The organism is Bythopirellula goksoeyrii (assembly GCF_008065115.1).
Classification (GTDB): Bacteria; Planctomycetota; Planctomycetia; order Pirellulales; family Lacipirellulaceae; genus Bythopirellula; species Bythopirellula goksoeyrii.
Genome location: NZ_CP042913.1, coordinates 6,087,750 through 6,110,460 on the forward strand (window position 1 = coordinate 6,087,750; position 22,711 = coordinate 6,110,460).

Genomic DNA, 22,711 nt, shown 5'->3' on the forward strand with positions numbered 1-22,711 from the left:
GTTACTGAAGTCAAACAAGAAAAAGCTCATGGAAGATTTGAAGCGATGGGACAGAGCTATGCATTCCTTCAAAGCCCCGCCAGAAAAAATGTATCGGAGGAAAAGAGTTCAATGGCCAACACAAAAACAAACTCGCGTACATCACTAACCCACAAGGAGGAAATGAGCTAACCAGTGTGGGCAAAAAATAAGACCCTGACTGTTCTAAAGAGCAGCCAGAGCCTTATTAGAGGCCGGCACTTTCTGAGAAAGCGATCAACCAGTGTGGAACCTGCATCTTACTCGCAATCTCTTTGAGTGCCAGCCTCTTTGAGGAATTCTTTCCTCTCTTTTGCACCCCGCGTGTGCCTGTCTAGGCCTACGGTCTAGGCAAATTACCATCCCTTAATTTAATCAGGAGAAATAGCGATGACCCAAACCAACAATCGACAACTTGTTGTCTCGGGAAGCAGTCAGCAATTAGTCACCAAAGCTGGTAGTTCTCACATATCCAGAAACCCAAACTACGACGAACCGGAACTCGATTACGGTGGAGGTGGTCAACCGTTAGTTCTCAAAGGTCGACGCCCCAAACCATTGCCGAAAGGCCCAAGAAGAAAATGCGTCGGGCACCGCTCAGCCGCAGAGGGCCGCAAGCAACTGGTCATCTTCGCAGTAGACGATTCTGCTTCGATGAAGCGGTTTGAAAAATGCTTGGCTGCTTTAGAGGCAATGGTAGAAACCCTCTACCAGATGGTGCTCAAAGGCAACGGTGTTTCAGTCTTCGATGTCGCTATCTTCAAATACGGTGACAAGGTCTTTGCCGTTCAAGAGAATCTTTTAGTGCCCGTGGATGAAGTCGATGAAGACACCTTCGTTTTTCAAGGAAACTCAGGTGGTACGAAGATTAAACTGGCCATGGGATTTGTCGAAGACCTTCTCGTCACTTATGACCAAGATGTTCTTGCTCACAACGAGGACCCGGAGCGTGTCCCACCACCATTAGTGGTGTTGATAAGCGATGGCTACAACGGCGATGGAAATCCCAGACCGGTTGCCGCTCGCATCAAAGAGATGCCCCTCTCAATAGGCGTCTCTCCCATCATTGCCACGGTCGGCATTGAGTATGGCGGTGGTGAACCTCATGTCGAGTTGATGACGGATATCGCCAGCAAAGACGAACGCGGAAAGCCTCTGTATTTCGATATCCAGAATGCTGGGGAACTAGCCGACGTTCTCGCGACCTTGGGAAGTTCTGCAGCGACGTCTGCGACCACGCTTTATCAAGCGACTAAGAACCAAGAAAAGGGGGCAAACCAATAGTGATTGCTCCTCCGAAACCTGCTGACCGTCTCAGTCGATTGCTCAAGCACTACGCACTGCAATTTGGTGAGAGACTTGCACGTGCTGGCTCTCTCTACGAGTCTCACGGACATATTGAGTGCAACGAGTTTGGTATTTCGACTGCAAGTGAAGCAGGTGGAAGGAGGAACAATCAAGATGCGTCCTTGATTTGGATACCGCAGCAGCCCTCGCCAGTGCGTTGGGCTGCTGCGATTTCCGATGGTGTAAGAACTTCTATTCAATCGGAACACGGTAGCCAACTCGCCTGCTATGCGGCTCTAACCGTGCTGTTGCAAAGCTACCAACAAGAGAAAGAACCGAATGCTCAGCCAATCGAACAATGCCTGAAATACTTTTCCAAGCTGGGGACTAAAGTAGGCGAGTATGCCGACCACCTCCGCCCAGAAATGCTCAGTAAGGGAAACTGGAAGCGGGTGCTTCGAGATGGGCGATTCGCTCAAACCACACTAATGGTTGCATGGGAAGATGACCGTGGGCTGACTATCGAGGGTATTGGCGATGGTGGTTACATCCTCAATATCGATGGGCCTTCACTAAGTTATTTGCCGTCTTCAGACGGTCCCGTGAATTGCCTGAGTCCTAGCGGTGTTTGTCTTCGCCGCGACTTCCGCATTGAAGTCCAACACTGGGAAAGTCTCGCTCTGTTTACTGACGGCGTGACCCCAGCCGTATCGATGGAAGGTCTGATTGTTCCAACGAATGCTGCCAAGGAAGAGAACCTGGCGTCTAGCACGCTGGATAACTATCTCAGCGTCTACCCACACCTCATTGATGACAACGTTACTTTACTTACTGCAGCACGGAGGCACCAGCAATGAGCTATCCCGTCATCACTCCAGGCGAAGCAAGAGTCTTGGCAAACAAGACATGGACGCTCGGCGATAGAGAGTTTCGCTTCGGTGAAAGACCTATGCTGGGCAGCGAAGCGTTTGTCTATCCGCTCTATGACTCCGATGAACAGCTTGTCGCCTTCGTGCGGTTTTCTTTACGCGTTTTAACGCCAGAACGTCTGCAACGCACGCAGTGGCTCATTGGTCAGAGACTCGATGAAAAGACACCAGTTTTCAAAGCGGCACCCTACTCATGGCTGAGTACGTTTCAGCAAGGGCGGCCGGATGGAGTCAGCATTGATTTCGTCGCTACGCTGCACGCCGCTGTGCGGGGTGAGAGTTGGCGTGCAATAAAACGTCGCTGTGACAACGAGCAAAAACTGCCATTGATGAAGAAACGGATAGCGGCAGCAAAACAATTGATTTCACACCTAGCAATTCTTGAGTCCATTGGCAGGCACGGCTTTATCCACGGCGACGTCTCCGATGGCAACTTCATGATAGACCTTGCAACTGGTGAGGCCTACCTCATCGACTTTGATGCATTTATCTACACCACTTCCGACACTTTGAAGTTTCCTCGTCTCAGTTTCGAAGCAGGGGGCGTCAAAGGAACCATCGGTTACATGCCGCCCGAATTGGAAGAGAGCACAGCGGGTGAGGCGTTTCCATTCTCCGACCGATATGCCCGCGACATGTTGCTGATAGAGCTACTTGGTTTTCAGTTGGGTGACCCAATTGATGCTTCTCCAAAATTTTGGGAAGAGCCAGGGCTTACACAGCAGAAGCTCCAAAAAAACTGTCGCGAATTGAGTCTCACCCACCTGTTACGCCCCGATGTATTTGAGCTTCCTGAAAAACACCGACCGTGCAGTCGTGAATTGGCAGTCAAAGCTCAATGCCAGATGCCCGATTGCAAAATCCAACTCGCTCCGTTCACCGTCAAGGTGCCAGAGAGTTCAAAGCCCGTGGTGCTTCGTGAAAGAAAAGCCAAATGAATCAAGACCCACTCAATGCATGCCCGGTCGAGCCAGTGACGCGTCGTGAGCGAACTGCAACTACCTCTAGCAGCTCTCAAACAAAACATCGGGACACACCTACTGCTGCAAAATATCCAACGAAGAAGAAACGAGATAAGCGGAAGCGAAATAGCTCTGCCGCTGCAGCTCGCATACGACGAAGAAAAACCTCAGCAACCAAGGCAACTCTAAACACGGCCACGCCTTCACCGCTGCCATTGGCCCCAGTTGAAGAACTGAGTATCCGCAAAGCCGTGTGGAAGAAGTTTCGTGATGATAAAGAACTCGACACGCTTCTATCGAATCTCTTTTGCATAGTGGTGCTGGCGTTACTTGCTTGGCTACACGATGCCTTCTGGATTATTCCTGCCATCATTTGGCTCGCGTTTTTTGTGATAGCCGTCCCTGCCTGGTTCTTGATTCATACCATCGAAGAATTCTTCAAAAGGCGAAAGGTCTCACGTCATGCGAAATAGAAACGACAGCGTCAAACAACGTGACATCTTCAACAACCCGATAGTCACCTTCTTTTTAAATTGCTTCGTGCTCACCGCCACAACGAACGCTGTTTTGGAGAAAGGCCTTTTCGCTGGTCTGTTGATTCACTGTGCCTTCATCGTCTGCTGGAGAGTTTGCGTGCAGGTGACACGAGATTGGACGGCTGGGCGAAAGGGGGCTGAACGTGGGAAGTGAACTTCGCCAACACCAGACGCAATTCAGCAAGCCCTTTGCCCATTCTTACTGGCAGGTCTCGGCCATGAATGGAGTTTCAAATGACCACAAAATCAGACTCTTCCCGTACCTCATCAAGCCGCCAAACGGCCTCAGTAAGTAACTCAATGAATCAAGACCCACTCAATGCATGCCCCGTCGAGCCAGTGACTCGTCGTGAAGGAACTGCAACTACGTCTAGCACTCTTGAAACTAAACGCCGGGACACACCTACTGCAAAACAAACAACGAAGAAGCGGAAGCGAAGTAACTCAGCGACCAAGTCAACTCTAAACACGGTCCCGACTTCGCCGCTGCCATTGGCCCCTGTTAAAGAACTGAGTATTTGCAAAGTTGCGTGGAACAAAATGGAAAATAGTGAAACTTCTCCCACATTTGAAACATGGCTCTTTGTCATACACGCTTCGATACAGGCAATGGTGTTGCCACGTGCTTGGCCATTCGAAAACATCTGGGTTCTTATCGGCACCGTCTTACTCGTGATGTTATTGACATGCATGCCTGTCTATTACGTTCTTCGTGTCGTGGAAGAGTACGTCGCAAGGAGACGTAGGCGACGACAAAACTAATCGATTTGGACTACAGAATCAAAACACAGCCTAGGCCATGATTGGAGTTTGAGAATGAGCAGTGAGCTGACCAGCAATGACCTCGACCTGATGAACGTATCGGTCACCTGCGTGACGCAATTTACGTCGTCATTTGCCAAAAGGTATTGGCAGGTTTCGAGTATCGCCGCCAAAAGGCGACTTGAAAAGCTCGAACGCAAAGGGCTTCTCAGGAGTCGCAGTGTGTTGGCCGCCACTCCGCCACCCATCCACGGGCCACTGTGCGTGTTCAAGCCTGAGCAAGAGATTCCGCATACTGCTGGCCGGGTCAGTTACCAAGCCCGTCAAAGATGGAAGTCTATACCCGTTGTGGTCAATCGCGTGTACTTCGCAACCGATTTAGGACGCGGGCTCCTGGGCAGACCCCCAATAAAGCCCCCCCGAGATATCCAGGCCACACATGATTTAGGCCTATCGGATGTCTACCTTGCTTACAGACAACGATGGCCAAAACTCACCGCCAGGTGTTGGCTCAATGAATCGGAATACGCCCATCACCGCGGACACTGCGTCAAAGTCGAGGACGCCATGCTCTGCCGCAACCACCAAGTTTTACTAATGGTCGACTACGCCGGAGCATATAGACCAGATAGGGTAAAAGACCTGATGTGTCACGCACAAGAACACAATGTCCCCATAGCAATTTATTAGCCCAATGATTACCAATACCCACCTTCCAGAGCCAGATTTGGCTCACGAACGCACCAACAAGATGATTCGATTCCTCCTCCGGAATCATGTCGGTACAAATTCTTCCATGCTCCGGATACTGTTTCCGGGCATGAACCCGGCGACTGTCCAGAAACTCATTCTCCGAGCTATTCGACGGGGCTTACTGAAACGATGGCCATTGCATTCGAGTAGAACCTATTTGCGACTTGGCCAAGCAGCGATTGCACGTTGGCAGTACCCGAAAAAGTACTCCCGAAGACTCGGTCCGCAAATACTGCCGTACCATCTGGGTTGCTTATCGCTCACCACGCTCAAAAAAGAGACCCCTAAAAGGCTGCTGCCTTCTGAACTAGAGGCATACTTTCCAGGCTTTCCCCAGACCAACGAATTGCAGCAATGGGCCTACTATCTCGACAGCTCAACAGGCGTAGACCGCCTTGCCACTATACGCGTCGAATATCGCGTTGGTGGATTCGCAGTCATTAATAGAGTTGCTGAGCAATTCCATAGTTATCGCCAGCATGACTGCATCAATGAGCTGCTCGATAGCGGCCGCTTCATCTTGCACGTCGTCACAGCCACGCCTCAACAAGAAGAATCTCTCTGGGATGCTGCTGAGCATCTCGCTTTTCCCGCCCCGCTGGAAACGTCTCATGACACCAGCCTGACCATGTTTCTCTAAGGAGATACGATGAGCAAACTAGACCTCTACCGCACCCCCGCCAACGACAATCCAACTCAACCGGAGAAGTTGCCAAAGGAACCGCTGGACTTCCAGTTTCCCATCACAACCAAGCCGGGTGCTCCTTTTACACTTCGCAGTTTTCTATTCCGCTTAGCACTCGTTTCATTGTTTGGATTCGTCGCACCACTCTCTCTACTCTACGACGCTTACCTTGTTGGCCTCGTTTCTTTGTGTCTACTAATTAGCTACGTCCACCGCACCTACAAACGCGTGGGCACCAAAGTAGCGGGCAAACTTTTTACGGCCTACTTGATTGCCCATTTTTCATGCTTCCTCTCCTTCAACGGGTTTGGAGGCTTCGTAACGCTCATGTTTTTCGGCACCGTTGCCTACACACTGCACGTTGCTAGAAAATTTCGCTTGCATTGGAATCAGCGAGCTGCCTGCGGAATGCTACCCAGAACTGATATCAAAGAGTTTCTTCAATCTGGCAAACTACCTGCCGGTGTGAAATCCAAACCAACGCTCCCGGCGTTTGCCGCAGCGTTACGAAGCTGGATTACCTACGACCCGTTTAACAGCCAAGCAGCAGGGGTGTTCAAATGCTCAATGGGCGAAGCACAGAACCGAGTCGCAGCGTCTCTTTCGCTAGCCGTGCTTTGGGCCGGAGTGTTAGTAACCCCTCAAGCTCTGTCTTGGATAAGGCTACTTGGCAACCCGGTTATCTTTTGGCCGCTTGCTCTCGTTACCATTCCCTTCGCACTTCCCTTGCTGTCGATGTTCTTATCGGCCGGAGCAAGTCTCGGCAAAGCACATGGGATTATCGAGCACCAATTCGATCCCAAGAATTGGACGCCGTTCATTCGCGATTTGCAAACCTCCAAGAACAGCGTTGTCCGCAACAGTATCTTTCTCGGCCGCGTACATGGAGACGGCTCGCCAATTCTCTATCCGGCAGAACGCCTGATGCGAGGTGGGTGGATTCAAGGCTCGCCAGGCTCAGGCAAGACACTCTCCTTGATGCAGACGCAAGAGCAACTCATTGAGCTTGGTTATTCGGTCGTCGTGCTCGATTTAAAAGCTTCTAGCTTCGAGTTGATGTATTCAGCACACGCCGCCGCTCAGAGAGTGCGTCAGCAACAGGGTCGAAACGTTCCCATCTATCCGTTCACGTCCGTTTGCGGCAAAGCCAGCTACTTGTTGGACATCTACTCGCAGAAGTTTTGGTCGGCACGTTCTCCCGAAGAGAAAGCTAGTATCATGCTCGGTTTCTTTGGCCTCAATGGAGCACAGGTCTACGGGGAGTCCTGGTATCGCGATGCGGCTTGGACGGTGAAACAGCATTTGACTTCCAAATACCAAAATCTCAAGAGCTTTCATGAGGCGGCTCAGCGGCTTGGCGAAGAGTTGGAATACGCCAAGCCTTGGGAGCTTTCTCGTCAAGTCAAGCAGGATGGTGAGCATCCACGATTGATTCTCAATCGCCTCGGCATGCTCGATGCTCTCAATGCTCGGTCAGGTTACTCTCAAAAAATTCTCGATAGAGCCATTAACCTCGTACAGCTATTCCAAACTCCAAGCGTTCTGTATTGCGGCCTGCCATCGATTACTGACCCCGTGGGAAATCCTGAAGTCGGTCGGGTGATTCTTTCATCGCTGCTTGCGACTGCCACGCATACGCAGCATCGCCCTGTGAGAGTCGTGGTCCTGATCGACGAGTTCCAACGCATGGTTTCTCGCTCACTTGACATAATCCTCCAGCAGGCCCGGTCTAGAGGTGTCGGTGTCATTCTTACCAACCAGAGTTCTGCGGACCTACGGGCTGTTGACCAAAACATGCCGGACACCATAGCAGGGAATACAGCCTTCCAGGCGTGGATTAAGGCAACCGACAATATTGGCGTAGACCAGGTTCGCAACTTCGGTGGCCAGTACATCGAGCACCTCTATTCGACAACTGTTTCATCATCCCAGAACGGACCGCAAACGAGTCGCACTACTAGCGAACATGTTCTCGACCGCGTCTCGACAGGTCTGATTGACCGGGTGAATGCTTCTCATGACCAATACTTTTTAAGAATCTCCGACGATGGCGGATACGCCGCTTACGGCAGTCAGCTCTTCATCGCGCAGTCGGGCTACCACACGGCCACCGAGCAAGAATACAACGACCGCATGACGCGTCCGTGGCCTGATGCCGTGCCAGGCATGCTGGTAAACGGTGAACATCGTCCGTCGAAAGGACCGACCAACAAAGACCTGGTAGGACGCGACAGGCCTAATCCCACGTCATCGCGGAAGCGAAAGACGACCCCCTTAAATCCACCCAGATAAGTTCCCGCATCCATCCCCACCCCTGGAGAACATGACTACCGCTCCCGTCGCAGAGATGAGTGCGACACCGAGTCAGTTGCTTGTAGCGACTTCGACTCAAAGGTTTTTTTGATTTTGATGAAGCGACCTTTCGCTGAGGGCCACTGTGGTCTTGAACGAGGGGGAAGCAGAATCCGCCATGCTGGCGGATTCTGTTTACAACCTTTCGTAGCCCGTTCCCCTGAAAGGCTACGAAGCATAGGAGTTAGTGTTATGGAACAAAAAACGCTAACACGTCGCGACATCGACGTCAATAAAATCGTGTTACCTGAGCATGATTGTAGTGAATCGTCATTTGGAATGTACAAGGTTTGGCAACCTAACCAGGAAGCCTTCTTTCGTGCATTCACGGAAAAAATGAGGGCTCCGAAAGGATTGCGATGCATTACCCATCACTTGAGGTTCGCTGAGGACTTCAACCTTGCCGCATTTGTCGTGGCCAAAGACATGGACGACGTCTTTGGTTGCCTGAATGTGAATGAGGATAGTGATGAGAGGGCCAAGCGGGTCATTTGGCTTCGGCCAGATGCCTCACCCGGCTCCACTGGTGATGTATTCGTCTCACCGGAAGGAGATGCACAGTTCGTGACCGTTGTTGGTTTTCGTCCTGTCGAAGATGACCTGTTCAGCGATGAACATTTCACCGATGCACTAATCAGTTAGGTAACCACACCCCGTTCCGGGCCTCATCCGAGGCCCGGAACACTTTTCATCACATTGATTATTTGAAAAGGGAGATTGCAATGCCCAAACCGCCAGTTCACGAAGTCCGCTTTGGAATGATCAAAGCATCCATTTGGCACAATCAGACGAAGAACGGAGAGCGATTCAACATCACCGTCAGTCGTATCTATAAGAACGGCGACCGTTGGGTCGAGTCTTCCCACTTTGGCCGCGATGATCTGCTGCTCGTGTCGAAGGCATCAGATTTGGCGCACACCTGGATTTGTGAGCAACAACACTCGGAAAAAGGAAGGACCCATGAATAAGGAGAACTTAGTCCCACCCAAGCAGAGTGTCCAACTCATTGCTGCTGAAGAGCTTGCAGAAATGCTCGACGTCTCCACACGAACTGTCTGGCGATTGCTGAGCACGGGCCAGCTGGTGCAGCCCTTGAGAATCGGCGGTAGTGTCCGCTGGAGGATCGACGAGGTGCAAGAATGGATCAATAATGGATGTCCGGTAGTCACCAAGTAAGAAAGGTTTTTCAATGGCTAGCATTTATAAGAAGAAACGCGACAAGGGAAAGAAGAATGCCTCTTGGTACGTAAATTACACGGACCATCTTGGAAAGAGGCGGACTGTAAAAGGATTCACTGACCGACGGGCAACCGAGCAGATGGCTGCCAAGGTGGAGCATGATGTCATGCTCCGCAAACGCGGTCTGATTGACCCGGAGAAAGAGCGTAGGCTTCAAGTTCAGGCGAGCAGTCTTGAGAAGCATATCCAGGACTTCGAGAAGAGTCTCAGTGACAATACGCCTAAGCACGTGAAACTGACCATTTCGCGGATACGCTGCGTGGTCGATGGATGTAAGTTTGAGACTGTCGCGGACCTTGAACCGGATGCGGTAGTAGTTTTTTTGCGAGACTACTGCAAGAGCAAGAATCTTGGTCGAAAGACGTACAATCACTACGTGCAGGCCATCGACAGCTTTTGCAATTGGATGCTACTCACGAAGCGGATTGGGAGCAATCCACTTTTAGGACTGGAACGTCTAAATGCAGAAGTGGACGTACGCAAGAAGCGGCGAGCGCTCACCGCCGATGAGATAGCTTTGCTGGTAGAGTCTGCCCGCCAAAGTGGCATTGAGATTCAATGCTACGACGGGGAAACCCGAGCACGAATTTACCTTCTCGCGTACTTCACCGGACTTCGTCGGCAAGAATTGGCAAGTCTGAGCCGTGAAAACTTCAATCTCGATACCGATCAGCCAACACTTAAAGTCGAAGCTGCCTGCTCGAAGCATCGACGCGAAGACGTACTCCCATTACATCCCGACCTAGTCAATATGCTTCGCGAATGGCTCCAGGAATATGACGAGAACGATCCACTGTTCCCGCACTTGGCTAAACGCCGTACCTGGAAGATGGTCAAGCTCGACCTGGAGAGGGTAGGGATTCCCTACAACACGGCTGAAGGAGTTGCTGACTTTCATGCTGCTGGTCGTCATACCTACATCACCGAGTTACTTCGCAACGGGGTCTCGTTGGTTGAGGCCCGCGAGCTGGCCCGGCACAGTGATGTTCGGATGACGATGAAGTACACCCACATCGGCCTGGGCGATCAGGCAGAGGCACTGAAGAAACTCAAAGGGGTCACGGTCGAGCAGTCGGAAGCCGGGGACTCTGGCGACCCGCAAAATGGGTCGACAGAAAAGTGTCCACGTTCTGGCCACGCGCCAGTGGACTCTGCCTGTCAAAATGTGGCAACTGGTGGCAATGGGAAGTGTTCGCCACTAAACGACGAAACCCCTGCCGCTGACAGGGGTTATCATCAAAATTCGTCGTCTGACAACAGTTGTCAAAAGTGGAGGCGGCGGGAATTGAACCCGCGTCCCGACATAGCTCCACGCAAGCTTCTACGTGTGTAGCCGACTGATTTAATTTCACTTGCGGGTCACCCAGTCGACCAGGTTACCTGCTTGCTAGCCAAGAACTTTTTTAACTGCGAACGTACCCGGCAGTGACTCGCAGCGGTTCGGATTTGGTGACGGACGTCCGGGCCAATCCGACTTCAGCCCTTAGTCCGGGCGCCTTTATTTAGGCAGCCAAAGCGTAATTGCCATTGGCAATTGACATTGTGATCAGCTTTTTACGTGGCCCACTGATCAACCACGACACGCGACTTACGCTTCATCTACCCGGTCGAACCCAGTTCGCCCCCGTGCGGTAAAGACGCAAGAACCTATTATACGTCGGCAGACGCTGGGAGGAAAGTGAGGGGAATTGGGGGAGAAGTGGTCAGTTGTCAGTGGTGAGTGGGAGGTGGGAAAGGAAAGATGAATTGAAGATAGCCACGAAAAGCACGAGAAGGCACGAAAACCTATCGCCAAGACTTTATCCCCTTTTGTGATTCTTTGTGTTTCTTGTGGCCATTACTTGCAACTCTTGTGTCTTTCACATTCGGCGAATAATGGTGTGAAACGCAGAGTGCGCTGAGGCGCAGAGGATGGAGTGCCTGCCTATTCTCTGCGACTCTCCGCGCCTCTGGGTTCTCTGAGCTTAACTTTCCTCTGAAACAGTTGTGTTGAATCCCACCTTAGCAAATGGGGTGGCACAATTACTACAAGAAAATGGGGAGAAGTTGCGAGTAGTGAGTTGCGAGAAGAGAGAGGGGACGGGGTTTGTAGCCCGCGAACAGGCCGTGCGCACTCTGTTGAATAATACTGGCGGCATGTTGAAGAGAAGTATTAGCCACGGATGGTCACGGAAATGCACGGATGGGGCCGGGGGTTTTCTCATCCGTGTTTCATCCGTGGAAATCAGTGGCCAAATATTTGAGCGAGGTGGGGGATATTACCATCACTTGGCGGACTGATGGTGCGGGCTTTCGGCGTAGTGCCGCTGCAGATAGTCGGCGCCGAAATTGTTGTCCGGGGAATGCCACACCAAGTGAGCGTGATTGGCGTTGTTCTGGGTGTTGTCATATTCAATGACTAGGGTCGGACCGTGAATGCGAAAATAATGGCCCTTTCCCACTTCCACGCTTCCCGCCCAGGCGAAGTGCAACTTGTCGAAACCGGCGTCCTCCAGTTCATCCAGCGCACGCTCTCTTAATTCTGCGTTGAAGTTGCCGATAATTTCATCGAGAAGGTTTCGCAGCAGCGCTTGCTGGGCGTCGGTCATTTCCTCGGCGCTGAGTCCTTCGGGCTCGCCGAAGTTAATTTCAACGCCGGGCAGCGCAATCACATCCCCTGGAGCCGTTTCGGCGATCATCGCCGTCTTGAGTTGTGCAGGGGTACAACTGGTGATCAGGTCACGGGCCAAATCTTCTTCGGTGCCCAGCACACGCAGCCCCGCGCGGGGTCCGTCGCGCAGCTCTGCCGGGTTCGTGCCAAAGAAGGCGGGAGTGACCGAGACGACTTGCCCCGTGACCGAGGAAAAGTTGAGCGACAAATGGTGCCCTTCAATGCGCCAGCCCCACGGCTCGTCGGAACTCGGATCACCAAACAAAGCGAACCAATAGCGCTCGGGATCGCGAACATTTTGAGCATTGGGACGACTGGCTTCCAACCGACGCAAATCTTCGTCCAAAGACATGATCGCGAGTGCTTTGAAATAACCCTGGCTACTGAGCGCGATTCGCAACAAGTTGTGTGCCGCCCGCCGCTGCTCCAGATTCATGTCGTGCCAATTCACTCCTAGCCGATCCTTGGGAACAAAATGCCAATCGGTCCGCACGGGTCCCGCAAACTCAAAGCTCGCTTGCCTGGTCAACTCGGGCCCTAAGGTAGAGCGCCACGCCAATACGGCCTGGCGCATGGCATCGCTATCGACCACAACCACGGGCTCATGGGCCTCATGGGCATCAGCAACGATGGCAACAAAGCAGGTCGCTAGAAAAACACAACTGATCATGATGAGGGTTTTCAAGGCAGGACTCCAGACAGAATGAGTTGAGAAAGGATGGGGGGGAATGGTGGTTGGTGGATGCTGGATGGTGAGGCGGATCATGCGCGCGGAGGTTGGGCCAGGGATGCTTCGCCTTTTTGAAAATTTGTGCGCGTTCGTTTTTTTATTATTTAATTACCTCCTTCGCCGCCGGTTCGAATCGCTTCAACTCGTTGGTGGGACAAGATTTACGAAGCTGTCGACGTCTTCTTTCCGGGGGAGTTTTGTAAAGCAATATTCTTCGCATGGGCTCTCTATCGTACTCCGCTGCAGTCGGATTGGGGACAGGGAATTCACGGAACGGATGTGCTTGCAGCCATCAATCGAAATCTAAGCGCTTGACTCCCGGCTCGCAGTTTACCTAACCGGGTGGCCCAATTTCTATAGGAAAGTTAGGAGAAGTTAGGAGAAGTTTTGAGTTTCGAGGCGCGAGATGTGAGAAGAGGGACGGGGTTTGTAGGTCGCGAACAAGCTCTACGCGCTCTGTTGAATAGTACTGGCGGCATGTGGGGGAGTGTTAGCCACGGATGGTCACGGAAATGCACGGATGATGCTCGTGCGTTTCTTTATCCGTGTCTCATCAGTGGAAATCAGTGGCTTAATCTTTGAGCCCCTTTTCCGAGCCTACGGCTTATCCGAGTTTGTGACATTCAACGACAAAGATTTTGTCCGGTGCGTGCAAGTCACCACGTATAAACCTGAAGAAATTGCATCGGGCCGAGCGTCTATTCTTAACAGTTGAGCGGTGTGCAGTGACGGGCTGCCAAAACCTTCGATATGCCGTCCCGACGTGCAAGCTTGCCATCCGGTCCATCCCTTCACGGGCTAAGTTAGTGCCAAAGAAGAAATGTGTCTCTGCTGGTTTGGTAGCTCTTGGAATCGCAACGACTTGAGTTAACCAAGTAGGATCAGGAAGAAGGATTCTCCCCCTGTTCTTTGTTGCTAGATTTGCTGCCTTGATTCCTCAACCACTTGGTAACGTTCTCCAAGGCTTCTGGCGGCAGTTCTCGTCCAAGATACTGCCAGCCATGGAGGATAGCAATTTCTACGTCGGCGATGCGCCGTATGTCACCGTTAGTCATACGTGGAAGGGATTCGTAATCAACACCTAGCGACCTAGCTAATATTTGCAAGCCGCCGACGAATTCCTTTGCGCTGTTATCCGCTTGCTGCGGCTTGCCTCGCGGGTTTGACTTCGAGGAACAGTCTGCCTTCGCATTGCTTTTCCGAGCGAGTTCCTTCACCGTACGGCTTTTCGACGCGGAGGTTGTCTTCCGGACATTCGAAGTGGTCCGCTCATGCCGTGCCTGCTGCGGTGTAGCTTCTTGCTGAGCCAGCCACTCCGCGAGAGTAGATTGACGATAACGTACCCGCGTTCCAAGGCGAACACTCGGCAACTTGCCGTTCTTGGTTAGTGAGTGCACATGGCGTCGACTCACGCCTAATAGATCTGCAACTTCATCTCCGGTGTAGAGCTTGCATGTGTGATTGTCTACGGACGCGAAATCGCCTTGACGAGGGTTCGACCTCGAAGCACCGTTTTCGGCGAGAAATTCACGTATGGTTTGAGTAATAGTTGATCGAAGCATCGTCGCGATTGCTCGCGCGGCGGCCTCGATCTCTTTTCCGATTGGGTCATCCATTGAGGCGCGCTAAACCTTGCTGAGTGCCATAATATTCGTTCTCACGCAATCGCATTTCATGCCCGGTTTCTTTAGGGGCAAACAGGATACGCATCCTAGACGAAGTAGCTACTCCTGGCATCACAACATAAGCATATTGAGTCAGATTAGAAAGAAGAGTATCCCTCTGCTCCAGCGAATTATCAGTGGTCGTGCCGAAGCTCACCCGCTGAGCTTCTATTTTTTCATCGACAGTTGAACTAGGTATGAAATCAAGGTAACTAGACGGAAAGGACAGGCATTTTTCGCTAGGCGTTTTCGCTTAGGGTAAGAACTCAGTGAGCCTTCAACCTGTTCTCTCGCGAGCAATTTTGGCAATTGAGACAGCCACGATTCGGAGAGCACTTGATTTGCTGTCGCAGGCGCGATTGCCCCAAAGTCTTTTGCTTGATAAGTGTGGAACAATTGGCCAATTGCTTCGACTTCGATTGTGACAGTTCCTTTACCCTCCTTACGTTCCCCGGCCGCTACCGCGTCCGACCCTCCCAGAGGGAAGGTAATCTAAAACCACCCTCCCTCCGGGAGGGTCGGACGCGGTAGCGGCCGGGGAGGGGTTTAGGGTATTCTTCCAAGAGTATCGATCAGAATCTTTGGGCATCGCAAGAATGGTTTTTAACGCAGAGAACGCAGAGGCACAGAGGAAAGAATGAGAATCCTCTCTCATATCTTCTCTGCGACTCGGCGCCTCTGCGTTAAAATCTTTTTTGGAGTGAGTCACAAACCATGAAAAGCACCAGCCACCACGATGAACGAATTGCAAAAATGACCTTCGCGTCGGTCTATCCTCACTATCTCGCCAAGGTTGAGAAGAAGGGCCGCACCCGAGAAGAACTCCATCAGGTGATCGAGTGGCTCACGGGTTTTGGTGAGGCAAAACTGAAAAATTGATTGAGAAGCAGGTGACTTTTGAGCAATTCTTCAAACAGGCAAAATTGAACCCCCATGCGCACCTCATCACTGGGGTCATCTGTGGTTACCGAGTGGAAGAGATTGAGAATCCACTCACGCAGCAGGTCCGCTACCTGGACAAGCTCGTGGACGAGTTAGCCAAGGGTCGCAAGATGGAAAAAATATTGCGTACCGAGTGACGGAAGATGAAAGTCCCCTATGCAAGGGCTGCCATGGGCGTTTCTGCTGGTTTAGTAGCTCTGGGAAGGGCAATTGCGTCAGTCCTGTGAGGGGCATCATAAGATGTGTGTCTCGCGAGTCTCAGTTCTCGCTTCGCATCGTGGGTTCAAGATGCTTTGCAACCTCAATCGTCATCCCATGGATTGATGAGGAGGACGCCAGTTGACTCGAAATGAGCGACGTTGCGCGTCATCAAATGGAGTCCGTGCCGCAGTGCGGTCGCGGCGATCAGGCCGTCCACTGCAGGGAGGGGCTTGCCTTTCTTTTCGGCCTTGGCGGTAATCTCCCCCCAGATCAGGGCCGTCTCTCGATCGACAGTCAGGATGCGGGGTTGCGCGGAGCGTGCAAGTTGGTTTAACCAGTCTGCGAGCGCACGCTTCCTGGCACTCGTCTTCAGCCTATCGATCCCCTTCTTAAGCTCACCGAGTGTGAGCACACTGAGAAAGATGTTTTCGTCGGCAAACGTTTCAAATCGCTTGCGAACCTGAGGGTTTCCCTGCCGTCGTTGCACTTCTGACAGGACACAGGTATCGACAAGGGCTCTCAAAGCTCAATCTCCCTACCGGGCGACTGATCTCGCTCTAGTTTGACACCTTCGAGGCTCGGGCCGTGCAAGATGAGTTGTTTGAGGCTCGGAGTTTTTCCCTTCAGACGTTGGTATTCGTCGCCATCGAGTACAACGTACTGACGGTTGCGGCGCGTGATGATCTGGGGCTGCTGCTGAGCCAAATTGAGCACCTCGCTAAGCTTGCTCTTGGCGTCGGCAATGCTCCAATGGGATAGGGACATGGAACTCTCCTTGACTAGTTAAACTAGTCAAATTATGGCTTATGTCGAGAAAGAAGTCAAGAAGACATTTTGCTTTCGAGGGGGCCTCGACGCGGCTTTTATAGTAAATTCTCACCTGCAGCAGCCTCTCTTTGGTAGCGACCGTGGAGGGATTCTAGGACCATCGGTACTGGGGCGGAAAGAACACGCATTTTTCTCTTAGGGTAAGATCTCAGTGAGTCTTCAACCTGTTCTCTGGCAAGCATTTTAGGCAATTGAGACAGTCTCGATTCGGAGAGCACTTGATTTGCTGTCGCAGGCTCGATTGCCCCAAAGTCTTTTGGTTGATAAGTGTGGAACAATTGTCCAAGTACTTTGACTTCGATTGTGCCAGTTCCATTGCCCTCCCCGGCCCTGAGAGGCCGACCCTCCCGGAGGGAGGGTATTGAGTTAGACTCTTAATCTGAAAATGCCCTGGTGAAAACAGCTGAAAGCAATGCAGTTGTCGCTTCGTCCTCGCTGCTTTCTTCCGGAGCATCGTTATGGGTGGCCGAGAAATGGCGCACTTCTCTCGGGAGGGATTCGTAGCGGTCGAAGACAGCGTCGCGCGGCTCTTCAATCCTTAGCGACTCGTCGCGCCACAAGCTTTCAACTTCTGTGACTTCTTCGAACATGTCCAGGCTCAGTGCCGCATCGACCGTACTGACTTTTGCAGAAGTCTCAGCTTCTTCTGAAGCAACGGCGGCGGTTTGCGGAGGAAGGATAATTGTCTCGCCGTAGCTCAATTGCCAGGCAGCCAGGTCGCTCAGATCGGCGTCGCCGTCGTGGTCGCTGTCTCCCCCGGCTGCAGCAGCACCGCTTTGGCCAAACGCGCGTTGCCAATTCAGGAAGTCTCTGCCGTCAACCCGCAAGTCGTTGTTGAAATCCGCCGAGGGTGGGGCTTGGGCTTCGTAGCTGCCGATGTCGATCCGCGGCGTGGGTGTAACCCCTGAAAGGACTCCAATGGCCACTCGGGTGAAAGGATCGCCACGCTGATCGAACTCATTCGCGTCGAAGAGAATCGACGGGTCACCCGCATCAATCGCCGGACTATCTGGCAACAGGGCGTGTGTTTTCGTTGGGCCGCCGTTGTTAGCTAGTGGGCCGAGTAATGCGTCGATGGGATTTACCTGTGTCCCGATTCGATTTCCATTCATGTCATGGGTAATGCCGGTAAGGGCTTTGCCATCCCCAATCAGGTTAAAGGATCCGTTTACATAAGCATGAATATCACCGAAATTGGAGTCATTCTGCGCCACGATCGAATGATGAAGCTGTACCGCCTGTGCACTGAACGTGTGGATTCCTCCGCCACTATTGGCTGAATTGCCGGTGATGGTGCTATGGCTAATGCTCAGTGCAACGTCGCCTCTGCTGTAAATTCCCCCGCCGTTTCCGATACCTCCCGAATCTGCATCATTGTTGCTAATCGTGCTGCCAGTGATCGTGACCATGCCGTTGTCGTTGGCAATGCCTCCGCCGGAGCTGGCATGATTCTCGGCAATCGTCGTTCGCAGGAGCGTCAACGAGCTGACGTTCGGATTGCGACTAAATTGGTTGATCCCGCCTCCGCTACCGTCAGCTCGATTCCCGATGATTGAGCTATCGGTGATCGTTGCCTGGCCTCGATTGGTGAGCCCGCCACCGTTGCTGGCGTGATTTTCACTGAGGGTACTGCTCAAGATATTCAGGGTCGCGGCTTCGCCATTGAAGATACCACTTCCTTCAGTATGGTTGGTAATATTCGTGTTCGTGATCGATGCCAGACCATAATTAAAAACTCCCCAACTCGTGTTTCCACTGACGGTACTGTCAATGATCGACACAGAGCCAAGAGCCATGCCTGCGGCATCCGATGTTTCGTTCGCGATCCCTCCACCTTCTCCTCCAACATTGCCGGTGATGGTGCTGTTGGTGATCGTCAGCGAGCCCTTCTCGTTAAAAAGGGCACCGCCGTAGCTCGGGGAAGCATTGCCTAAGAGTGAGCAGTCCGCAACGGTCAGGTGCTCGCGATTAGAAATCGCTCCTCCGGAGTCATCACGGTAATCCGTTCCATACTCCAAGTCACCGCCGGTCAGGGTGACACCGGATATCTGAACAGTAATCCAAGTCGCGTCATTTCCATCGTCGACCTGCAGAACACGAGACCCATCCTGCGTGTTGAAAGTCTGATCGCGGCCGTTACCAGCACTTATCGTGAGCAGTTGTGGACCGTCGCCGGTGATGGATAACTCGGAGGTGATTGCAAGTTCGCCATCTTTGAGCAAAATAATTTCAGGCCCGTCGTGGCCGAAATCGAACCGGATATCATCAGCAACGTCGTTGCTCACAAAGCCATCGATGACCGTGCCAGGGTTGTTGGCGATCTCGATCGCCTCACGCAAGCTGAGCTGTCCGTCACCTGCGAGGTTGGCCAGCGAGTCGTCGAGATTATTCTGGACTGTCAAGACAGCCAGCATCCGGCGGTCTTCGAGCGATTCGATGTGAAGAAGGAGATCGTTTGAAGTGGGCCGCGAGAACATTCTTTCATGTTTCATTTGATGTGCTTGCAGTCAATTGCTATTGAATTGGAAGCACGACGCATCGGAGGCACTAGTCGAGAGGAGAAGCCTTGAGAGCCATTATAGTGTGATCTCGGACTATTGCAAAAAGAAGATTGTCGCGATTGAAGGAGACGGGAAGATACTAAGCATGCTTCGCTTGGGCTAAAAATCTCAGCGAGCCTTCAACCTATTTTTTCGCAAGCATATTGGGCAATTGAGACAGCCACGATTCGGAGAGCACTTGATTTGCTGTCGCAGGCTCAATTGCCCCAAAGTCTTTTGGAACCTTTGTCCAAGTGCTTCGACTTCGATTGTGCCAGTGCAATTTGTTTCAATAATGGTTCGTTTGAAACTGATGGTAGTTTCTTCGAGTGCCTGCGTGGATGATTCTCAGAGATAAAGCGACTAGCTATAACTTCTTGGCTTGGGCGAGCGGGAAGCACTACTGAGCAAGTCAACAGTCGCACCCGGCGGGGGGACGCTGGGAAAAGAATATCATTCCAAAGAGCACCAGCATTACCCCTGCTTTCGGTTCGGGAATCAAGCGAAGTGTGATCAGACCCGTGGCGGAGTCTGTACTTTCACCGTCTGGATTTGGGGAGGCGTATATCTCTGCGAAGAGCTGATAACTTCCCGCCGACAGAAACGCACCGTCGATTAAATCTACAGGCAAACTATCAGACACTCGCGTGAGGATAACTCCCACGGTCGGCTCAGGAATAAAGAGTGTGGAATCAATGTTCGTACTAAAGCTAATGGCCGCGGAAGCCGAAACACTGGCAGAATAACTCGATCCAGGTCGTGTAAACGCCGTTGCCAGTGCGTCCAGTTGAACTCCCAGCGTGGGGCCCAAGGGACTTTGATAGAAATCGGCAGACACGACGCCTGATGCAAGATAATCTTCCCCAATACCAACACTAAAAGACGCAATAGCGTTGTAAAAACCAAACTCCGTTTCCGAGAACGAGTCCATATCCTCGCCAGCAACCGCCTCACTTTCCAAAAGCACCGAATCGATGGCAACGCCACCGCTGGCAGTGGGAGGCGTTGCAATGGTCAGGACTATCACACTAACGAAGACAAGCAAGATGCGGCGCAAAATGCGAATCATGGTACTTTCTCCAGTGGCGGACTACGCTGAGGGACCCCGGGGAACGACGCATCATTATTTGCAGGCGGCTGCTGGGAATCGCTGGACATCCGATGAAACCATCCATACGGGCGAGACTCGATTCTAATGGTGGGCTGAGGGGGAAGCAAGGAATTTTTGGATGGTGCGTGGCCGAAGACGGAAAGGACGGAAAGGACAGGCATTTTTCGCTAAGGCTAAGAACTCCGTGAGCCTTCAACCTGTTCTCTCGCAAGCATATTGGGCAATTGAGACAGCCACCGATTCGGAGAGCACTTGATTTGCTGTCGCAGGCTCAATTGCCGTAAAGGCCTGTTGGTAATTCAGTGCGGAGCCTTTCGCCAAGTGCTTCGCCTTCGATTGTGCTTGTCCCTAAAATAGCGCGGACCCTGATTCCGATGGGGGCGGAACGTCTTCAGTGGATTCTTCGGCCCGCTTGCGCTTCTTCGCTTCTTGATCCTTCTTCTTCACACGAGTGTAGTCGAGGTAGTGCAAATTGGCTTGAATGTTATCCGTATTGCTGTAGACATAGCTCAAGAAAAACTCCGTGATCGTTGCTTTGCGAGCCTTCAGCTCTTCCGCCAAGCGCAGGACCATAGGCAACTTATTCGCATTATCCTCCTCAAATGCCTTCCACCATTTTCTGGCGGAACCCGTTGTGTTGTCCCAGTCGATCGTTTTCCTAACTTCTTCCAGTGTGACTCGGATTCGCTGCTCACTCCAGTTGCTGACATCCATGAAACTTTTCTCTTCCGTGTCGCCTGAGTTAGCAGCCGGCTTCACCTGTTTGAACCTAGGCATAGGCAACTGCCTAGTCCGTAATCGTTCATGACCCGTGATTGCTCGGGTAGTGCGCAGGAGGGCAGCAATCGGGCGCAGCTCATAGGATTTCTGCAAATAGGCCTGAAATGAGAGCGATCCAAACATCAATGTGGCAGGTCGACCAAAGAGAGGGTGCGAGTAGTTTGGAGAGCGAATCGACGCCGAAGATGTTAGCGGTCGAGTGCAGAATGAGGAATTCTCTCCTTCGTAGCAAGGAAGCGAAACCATTTGTTCCCCACTCGCGTGGGAAAAGTAGTCGGCATCGCAAGCCGGGCCACCCGGGAGAACGATCTTGTTGGAAAAATTGTCCATCAGCGCCCGACAACTGGGACCGTACGCAAGTTCCAGCGAAGAGATAGTCTGCACACCTGCTACGATCCCGATTCCGCGGGAACGCATGGTCATCAACCGTTCCGGCGAAAGCAGATACCCCAAGGAGGGCATGTCGTCGTAGAAGATCGTAGCATCCACCTTTCGATTCGCCGACCGCTCGGCCGTGTTGATGAGTTCGTCCGTCACACTGAGCGCCAACATCTGGTACAGCACCCGCTGGGTTTCGAGACTCGTTTCCGGCATTTCGATAAGCAGACAGACGGGTTCCTTGAAGAGTCGATCCAATTTCAAATCGTCTCGCGACATCACTCGCATCGCGCTTTCAGAGAGAAACGAACTCAGGGCCCCGATAATCGACGCCAACACCGTCTCAGCATTGCCGGAACTGCCGGTCAGAAAATTCGCCAGTTGTCGAGAACTTGGATTTTGGTGTCCGCGCAGCTCACTTAGCAATTCTTGGAAGGAAAGTGAAAAAAGGTTGAACATGGCAGGAAAAGAACGGTACCCAGCATCCCAGGCCCCTTTGAGCGCCGTCTTGATCCACTGGGTCCAGAACTCGGAATCTCGGGAATGGGGGTTCTTTACCGAGTCGGCAAAGCGGCTGATCCGCGCGAATGCCTCGTTTTTGTCTTTGGTAGCAAGGGGATTCCAACCCACGCTTCGCCAGGAATTATTGAGATTTATCACCACCAGCTGCTTGTTGGTCTGCCGACACAGCTGGGCGATGGGGCCATAATCCGATGACTTTAAGGAGAACGTGATCACACTCTGGTGCGGGTCAGAAATCGCGGAATACCGCAACGGGTCGATTACCTGCGTATTCTTGCCCGCACCGGTGACCCCCAAGACCATCGTATGCGTTGCCCGCTCCTGCGTTTGTAACACGAGGTCTACTCCATAGATCGGCTCGCGGGAGAGGGGGTCACGGGGCTGGGTATTCAGAAGGGGAATCGTAGCAGGGAGCAGAATAGCACCAGGTTCTGCTGGGGAGGTATAAGCCGAAATATCGGCCGGCGTAGGGTGTCGGGTTCCCGAAATATAGCCGCAATAGTCCTCCGGAGGGACCTCCGACCGTGATTGGGACCGCATCACATGCGGGTCCGTGGGGTCGAAAACAAATTCGTCGTTGGAATCCTCTTGTTCACAATTCGGCTCATTACTAAACAGGGTCATTGTAGTCTCGGCTTTCCATAAAGAAGACAAAAAGTTGAGTGAACATGCAGCCGTACCACGACTGCGAACTCAATGAAGACAGCTCCGTCCGCCACTGATGCGTGTCACAAAAGGACACCGCCCTGATAAAAATCAGGAAGTGGCCATAGAAATTCTCCCCTATCACCTACCATGGAGCGAGGATGAGATTTTTGCAAGCAAATAGTTTTTTGAAATCC

General features: G+C 52.2%; 18 protein-coding genes, 1 other RNA gene and 2 pseudogenes. 12 read left to right on the forward strand and 9 right to left on the reverse strand.

What is annotated here, in order from left to right:
- Window positions 1-408 precede the first annotated feature (408 nt).
- The 11 genes and pseudogenes from Pr1d_RS24040 to Pr1d_RS26810 all read left to right on the forward strand — a co-directional run.
- Entirely contained in the window at window positions 409-1,302 is an 894-nt protein-coding gene (locus Pr1d_RS24040) for a VWA domain-containing protein (protein ID WP_148075905.1), read from the forward strand.
- On the forward strand, window positions 1,302-2,162 hold the full coding sequence (locus Pr1d_RS24045; RefSeq protein WP_168205459.1) for a protein phosphatase 2C domain-containing protein: 861 nt from the start codon (window positions 1,302-1,304) through the stop codon (window positions 2,160-2,162). The genes Pr1d_RS24040 and Pr1d_RS24045 overlap by 1 nt, the downstream gene beginning before the upstream one ends.
- Entirely contained in the window at window positions 2,159-3,172 is a 1,014-nt protein-coding gene (locus tag Pr1d_RS24050; protein ID WP_148075907.1) for a phosphotransferase, read from the forward strand. Before Pr1d_RS24045 ends, Pr1d_RS24050 begins: the two co-directional genes overlap by 4 nt.
- A complete protein-coding gene (locus Pr1d_RS24055; protein WP_148075908.1) occupies window positions 3,169-3,669 on the forward strand; it encodes a hypothetical protein in 501 nt (166 codons plus the stop codon). The genes Pr1d_RS24050 and Pr1d_RS24055 overlap by 4 nt, the downstream gene beginning before the upstream one ends.
- A gap of 879 nt (window positions 3,670-4,548) precedes the next feature.
- Window positions 4,549-5,184, forward strand: a complete 636-nt coding sequence (locus Pr1d_RS24060) for a hypothetical protein (protein ID WP_148075909.1) — start codon at window positions 4,549-4,551, stop codon at window positions 5,182-5,184.
- Between the two features lie 220 nt (window positions 5,185-5,404).
- Window positions 5,405-5,887 carry a hypothetical protein gene (locus Pr1d_RS24065; RefSeq protein WP_168205460.1) on the forward strand — a complete coding sequence of 161 codons (483 nt, stop codon included), beginning with the start codon at window positions 5,405-5,407 and terminating at the stop codon, window positions 5,885-5,887.
- 9 nt (window positions 5,888-5,896) lie between these two features.
- Entirely contained in the window at window positions 5,897-8,224 is a 2,328-nt protein-coding gene (locus Pr1d_RS24070) for a TraM recognition domain-containing protein (RefSeq protein WP_148075911.1), read from the forward strand.
- 252 nt (window positions 8,225-8,476) lie between these two features.
- A complete protein-coding gene (locus Pr1d_RS24075) occupies window positions 8,477-8,926 on the forward strand; it encodes a hypothetical protein (RefSeq protein ID WP_148075912.1) in 450 nt (149 codons plus the stop codon).
- Window positions 8,927-9,006: 80 nt separating this feature from the next.
- Window positions 9,007-9,252: a hypothetical protein gene (locus Pr1d_RS24080; RefSeq protein WP_148075913.1), complete on the forward strand. Its 246-nt coding sequence runs from the start codon at window positions 9,007-9,009 to the stop codon at window positions 9,250-9,252.
- Window positions 9,245-9,460 carry a helix-turn-helix transcriptional regulator gene (locus Pr1d_RS24085; protein ID WP_148075914.1) on the forward strand — a complete coding sequence of 72 codons (216 nt, stop codon included), beginning with the start codon at window positions 9,245-9,247 and terminating at the stop codon, window positions 9,458-9,460. The genes Pr1d_RS24080 and Pr1d_RS24085 overlap by 8 nt, the downstream gene beginning before the upstream one ends.
- A 469-nt stretch (window positions 9,461-9,929) precedes the next feature.
- Window positions 9,930-10,475: pseudogene (locus tag Pr1d_RS26810) on the forward strand (tyrosine-type recombinase/integrase); the annotation flags it as partial.
- On the opposite strand, the gene Pr1d_RS24095 reads toward Pr1d_RS26810, so the two are convergent.
- From Pr1d_RS24095 to Pr1d_RS24110, 4 genes are all read right to left on the reverse strand, one after another.
- The gene (locus Pr1d_RS24095; RefSeq protein ID WP_148075915.1) at window positions 10,452-10,661 is read right to left on the reverse strand and encodes a hypothetical protein; all 210 of its coding nucleotides are present in this window, start codon (window positions 10,659-10,661) and stop codon (window positions 10,452-10,454) included. The pseudogene Pr1d_RS26810 and the gene Pr1d_RS24095 overlap by 24 nt on opposite strands.
- A gap of 129 nt (window positions 10,662-10,790) precedes the next feature.
- Window positions 10,791-11,149: a transfer-messenger RNA gene (ssrA, locus tag Pr1d_RS24100) on the reverse strand.
- A 638-nt stretch (window positions 11,150-11,787) separates the two neighbouring features.
- On the reverse strand, window positions 11,788-12,858 hold the full coding sequence (locus tag Pr1d_RS24105) for a DUF3500 domain-containing protein (RefSeq protein WP_168205461.1): 1,071 nt from the start codon (window positions 12,856-12,858) through the stop codon (window positions 11,788-11,790).
- A gap of 926 nt (window positions 12,859-13,784) precedes the next feature.
- On the reverse strand, window positions 13,785-14,519 hold the full coding sequence (locus Pr1d_RS24110; RefSeq protein ID WP_148075917.1) for a helix-turn-helix domain-containing protein: 735 nt from the start codon (window positions 14,517-14,519) through the stop codon (window positions 13,785-13,787).
- 801 nt (window positions 14,520-15,320) lie between these two features.
- Between Pr1d_RS24110 and Pr1d_RS24115 the strand changes: the two are divergent.
- Window positions 15,321-15,646: pseudogene (locus tag Pr1d_RS24115) on the forward strand (DUF2200 domain-containing protein).
- A gap of 164 nt (window positions 15,647-15,810) precedes the next feature.
- Here the strand turns inward: Pr1d_RS24115 and Pr1d_RS24120 are convergent.
- From Pr1d_RS24120 to Pr1d_RS24140, 5 genes are all read right to left on the reverse strand, one after another.
- Window positions 15,811-16,233, reverse strand: coding sequence for a type II toxin-antitoxin system VapC family toxin (locus tag Pr1d_RS24120; RefSeq protein ID WP_148075918.1), 423 nt, complete (start codon window positions 16,231-16,233; stop codon window positions 15,811-15,813).
- Window positions 16,230-16,475, reverse strand: coding sequence for a type II toxin-antitoxin system Phd/YefM family antitoxin (locus Pr1d_RS24125; RefSeq protein ID WP_148075919.1), 246 nt, complete (start codon window positions 16,473-16,475; stop codon window positions 16,230-16,232). The genes Pr1d_RS24120 and Pr1d_RS24125 overlap by 4 nt, the downstream gene beginning before the upstream one ends.
- Before the next feature lie 437 nt (window positions 16,476-16,912).
- Complete coding sequence (locus tag Pr1d_RS24130; protein WP_148075920.1) at window positions 16,913-19,030, reverse strand: right-handed parallel beta-helix repeat-containing protein; 2,118 nt, start codon at window positions 19,028-19,030, stop codon at window positions 16,913-16,915.
- 460 nt (window positions 19,031-19,490) lie between these two features.
- Window positions 19,491-20,147, reverse strand: a complete 657-nt coding sequence (locus Pr1d_RS24135; protein WP_148075921.1) for a hypothetical protein — start codon at window positions 20,145-20,147, stop codon at window positions 19,491-19,493.
- Window positions 20,148-20,537: 390 nt separating this feature from the next.
- Window positions 20,538-22,493 carry a type IV secretory system conjugative DNA transfer family protein gene (locus Pr1d_RS24140; RefSeq protein WP_148075922.1) on the reverse strand — a complete coding sequence of 652 codons (1,956 nt, stop codon included), beginning with the start codon at window positions 22,491-22,493 and terminating at the stop codon, window positions 20,538-20,540.
- Window positions 22,494-22,711 lie beyond the last annotated feature (218 nt).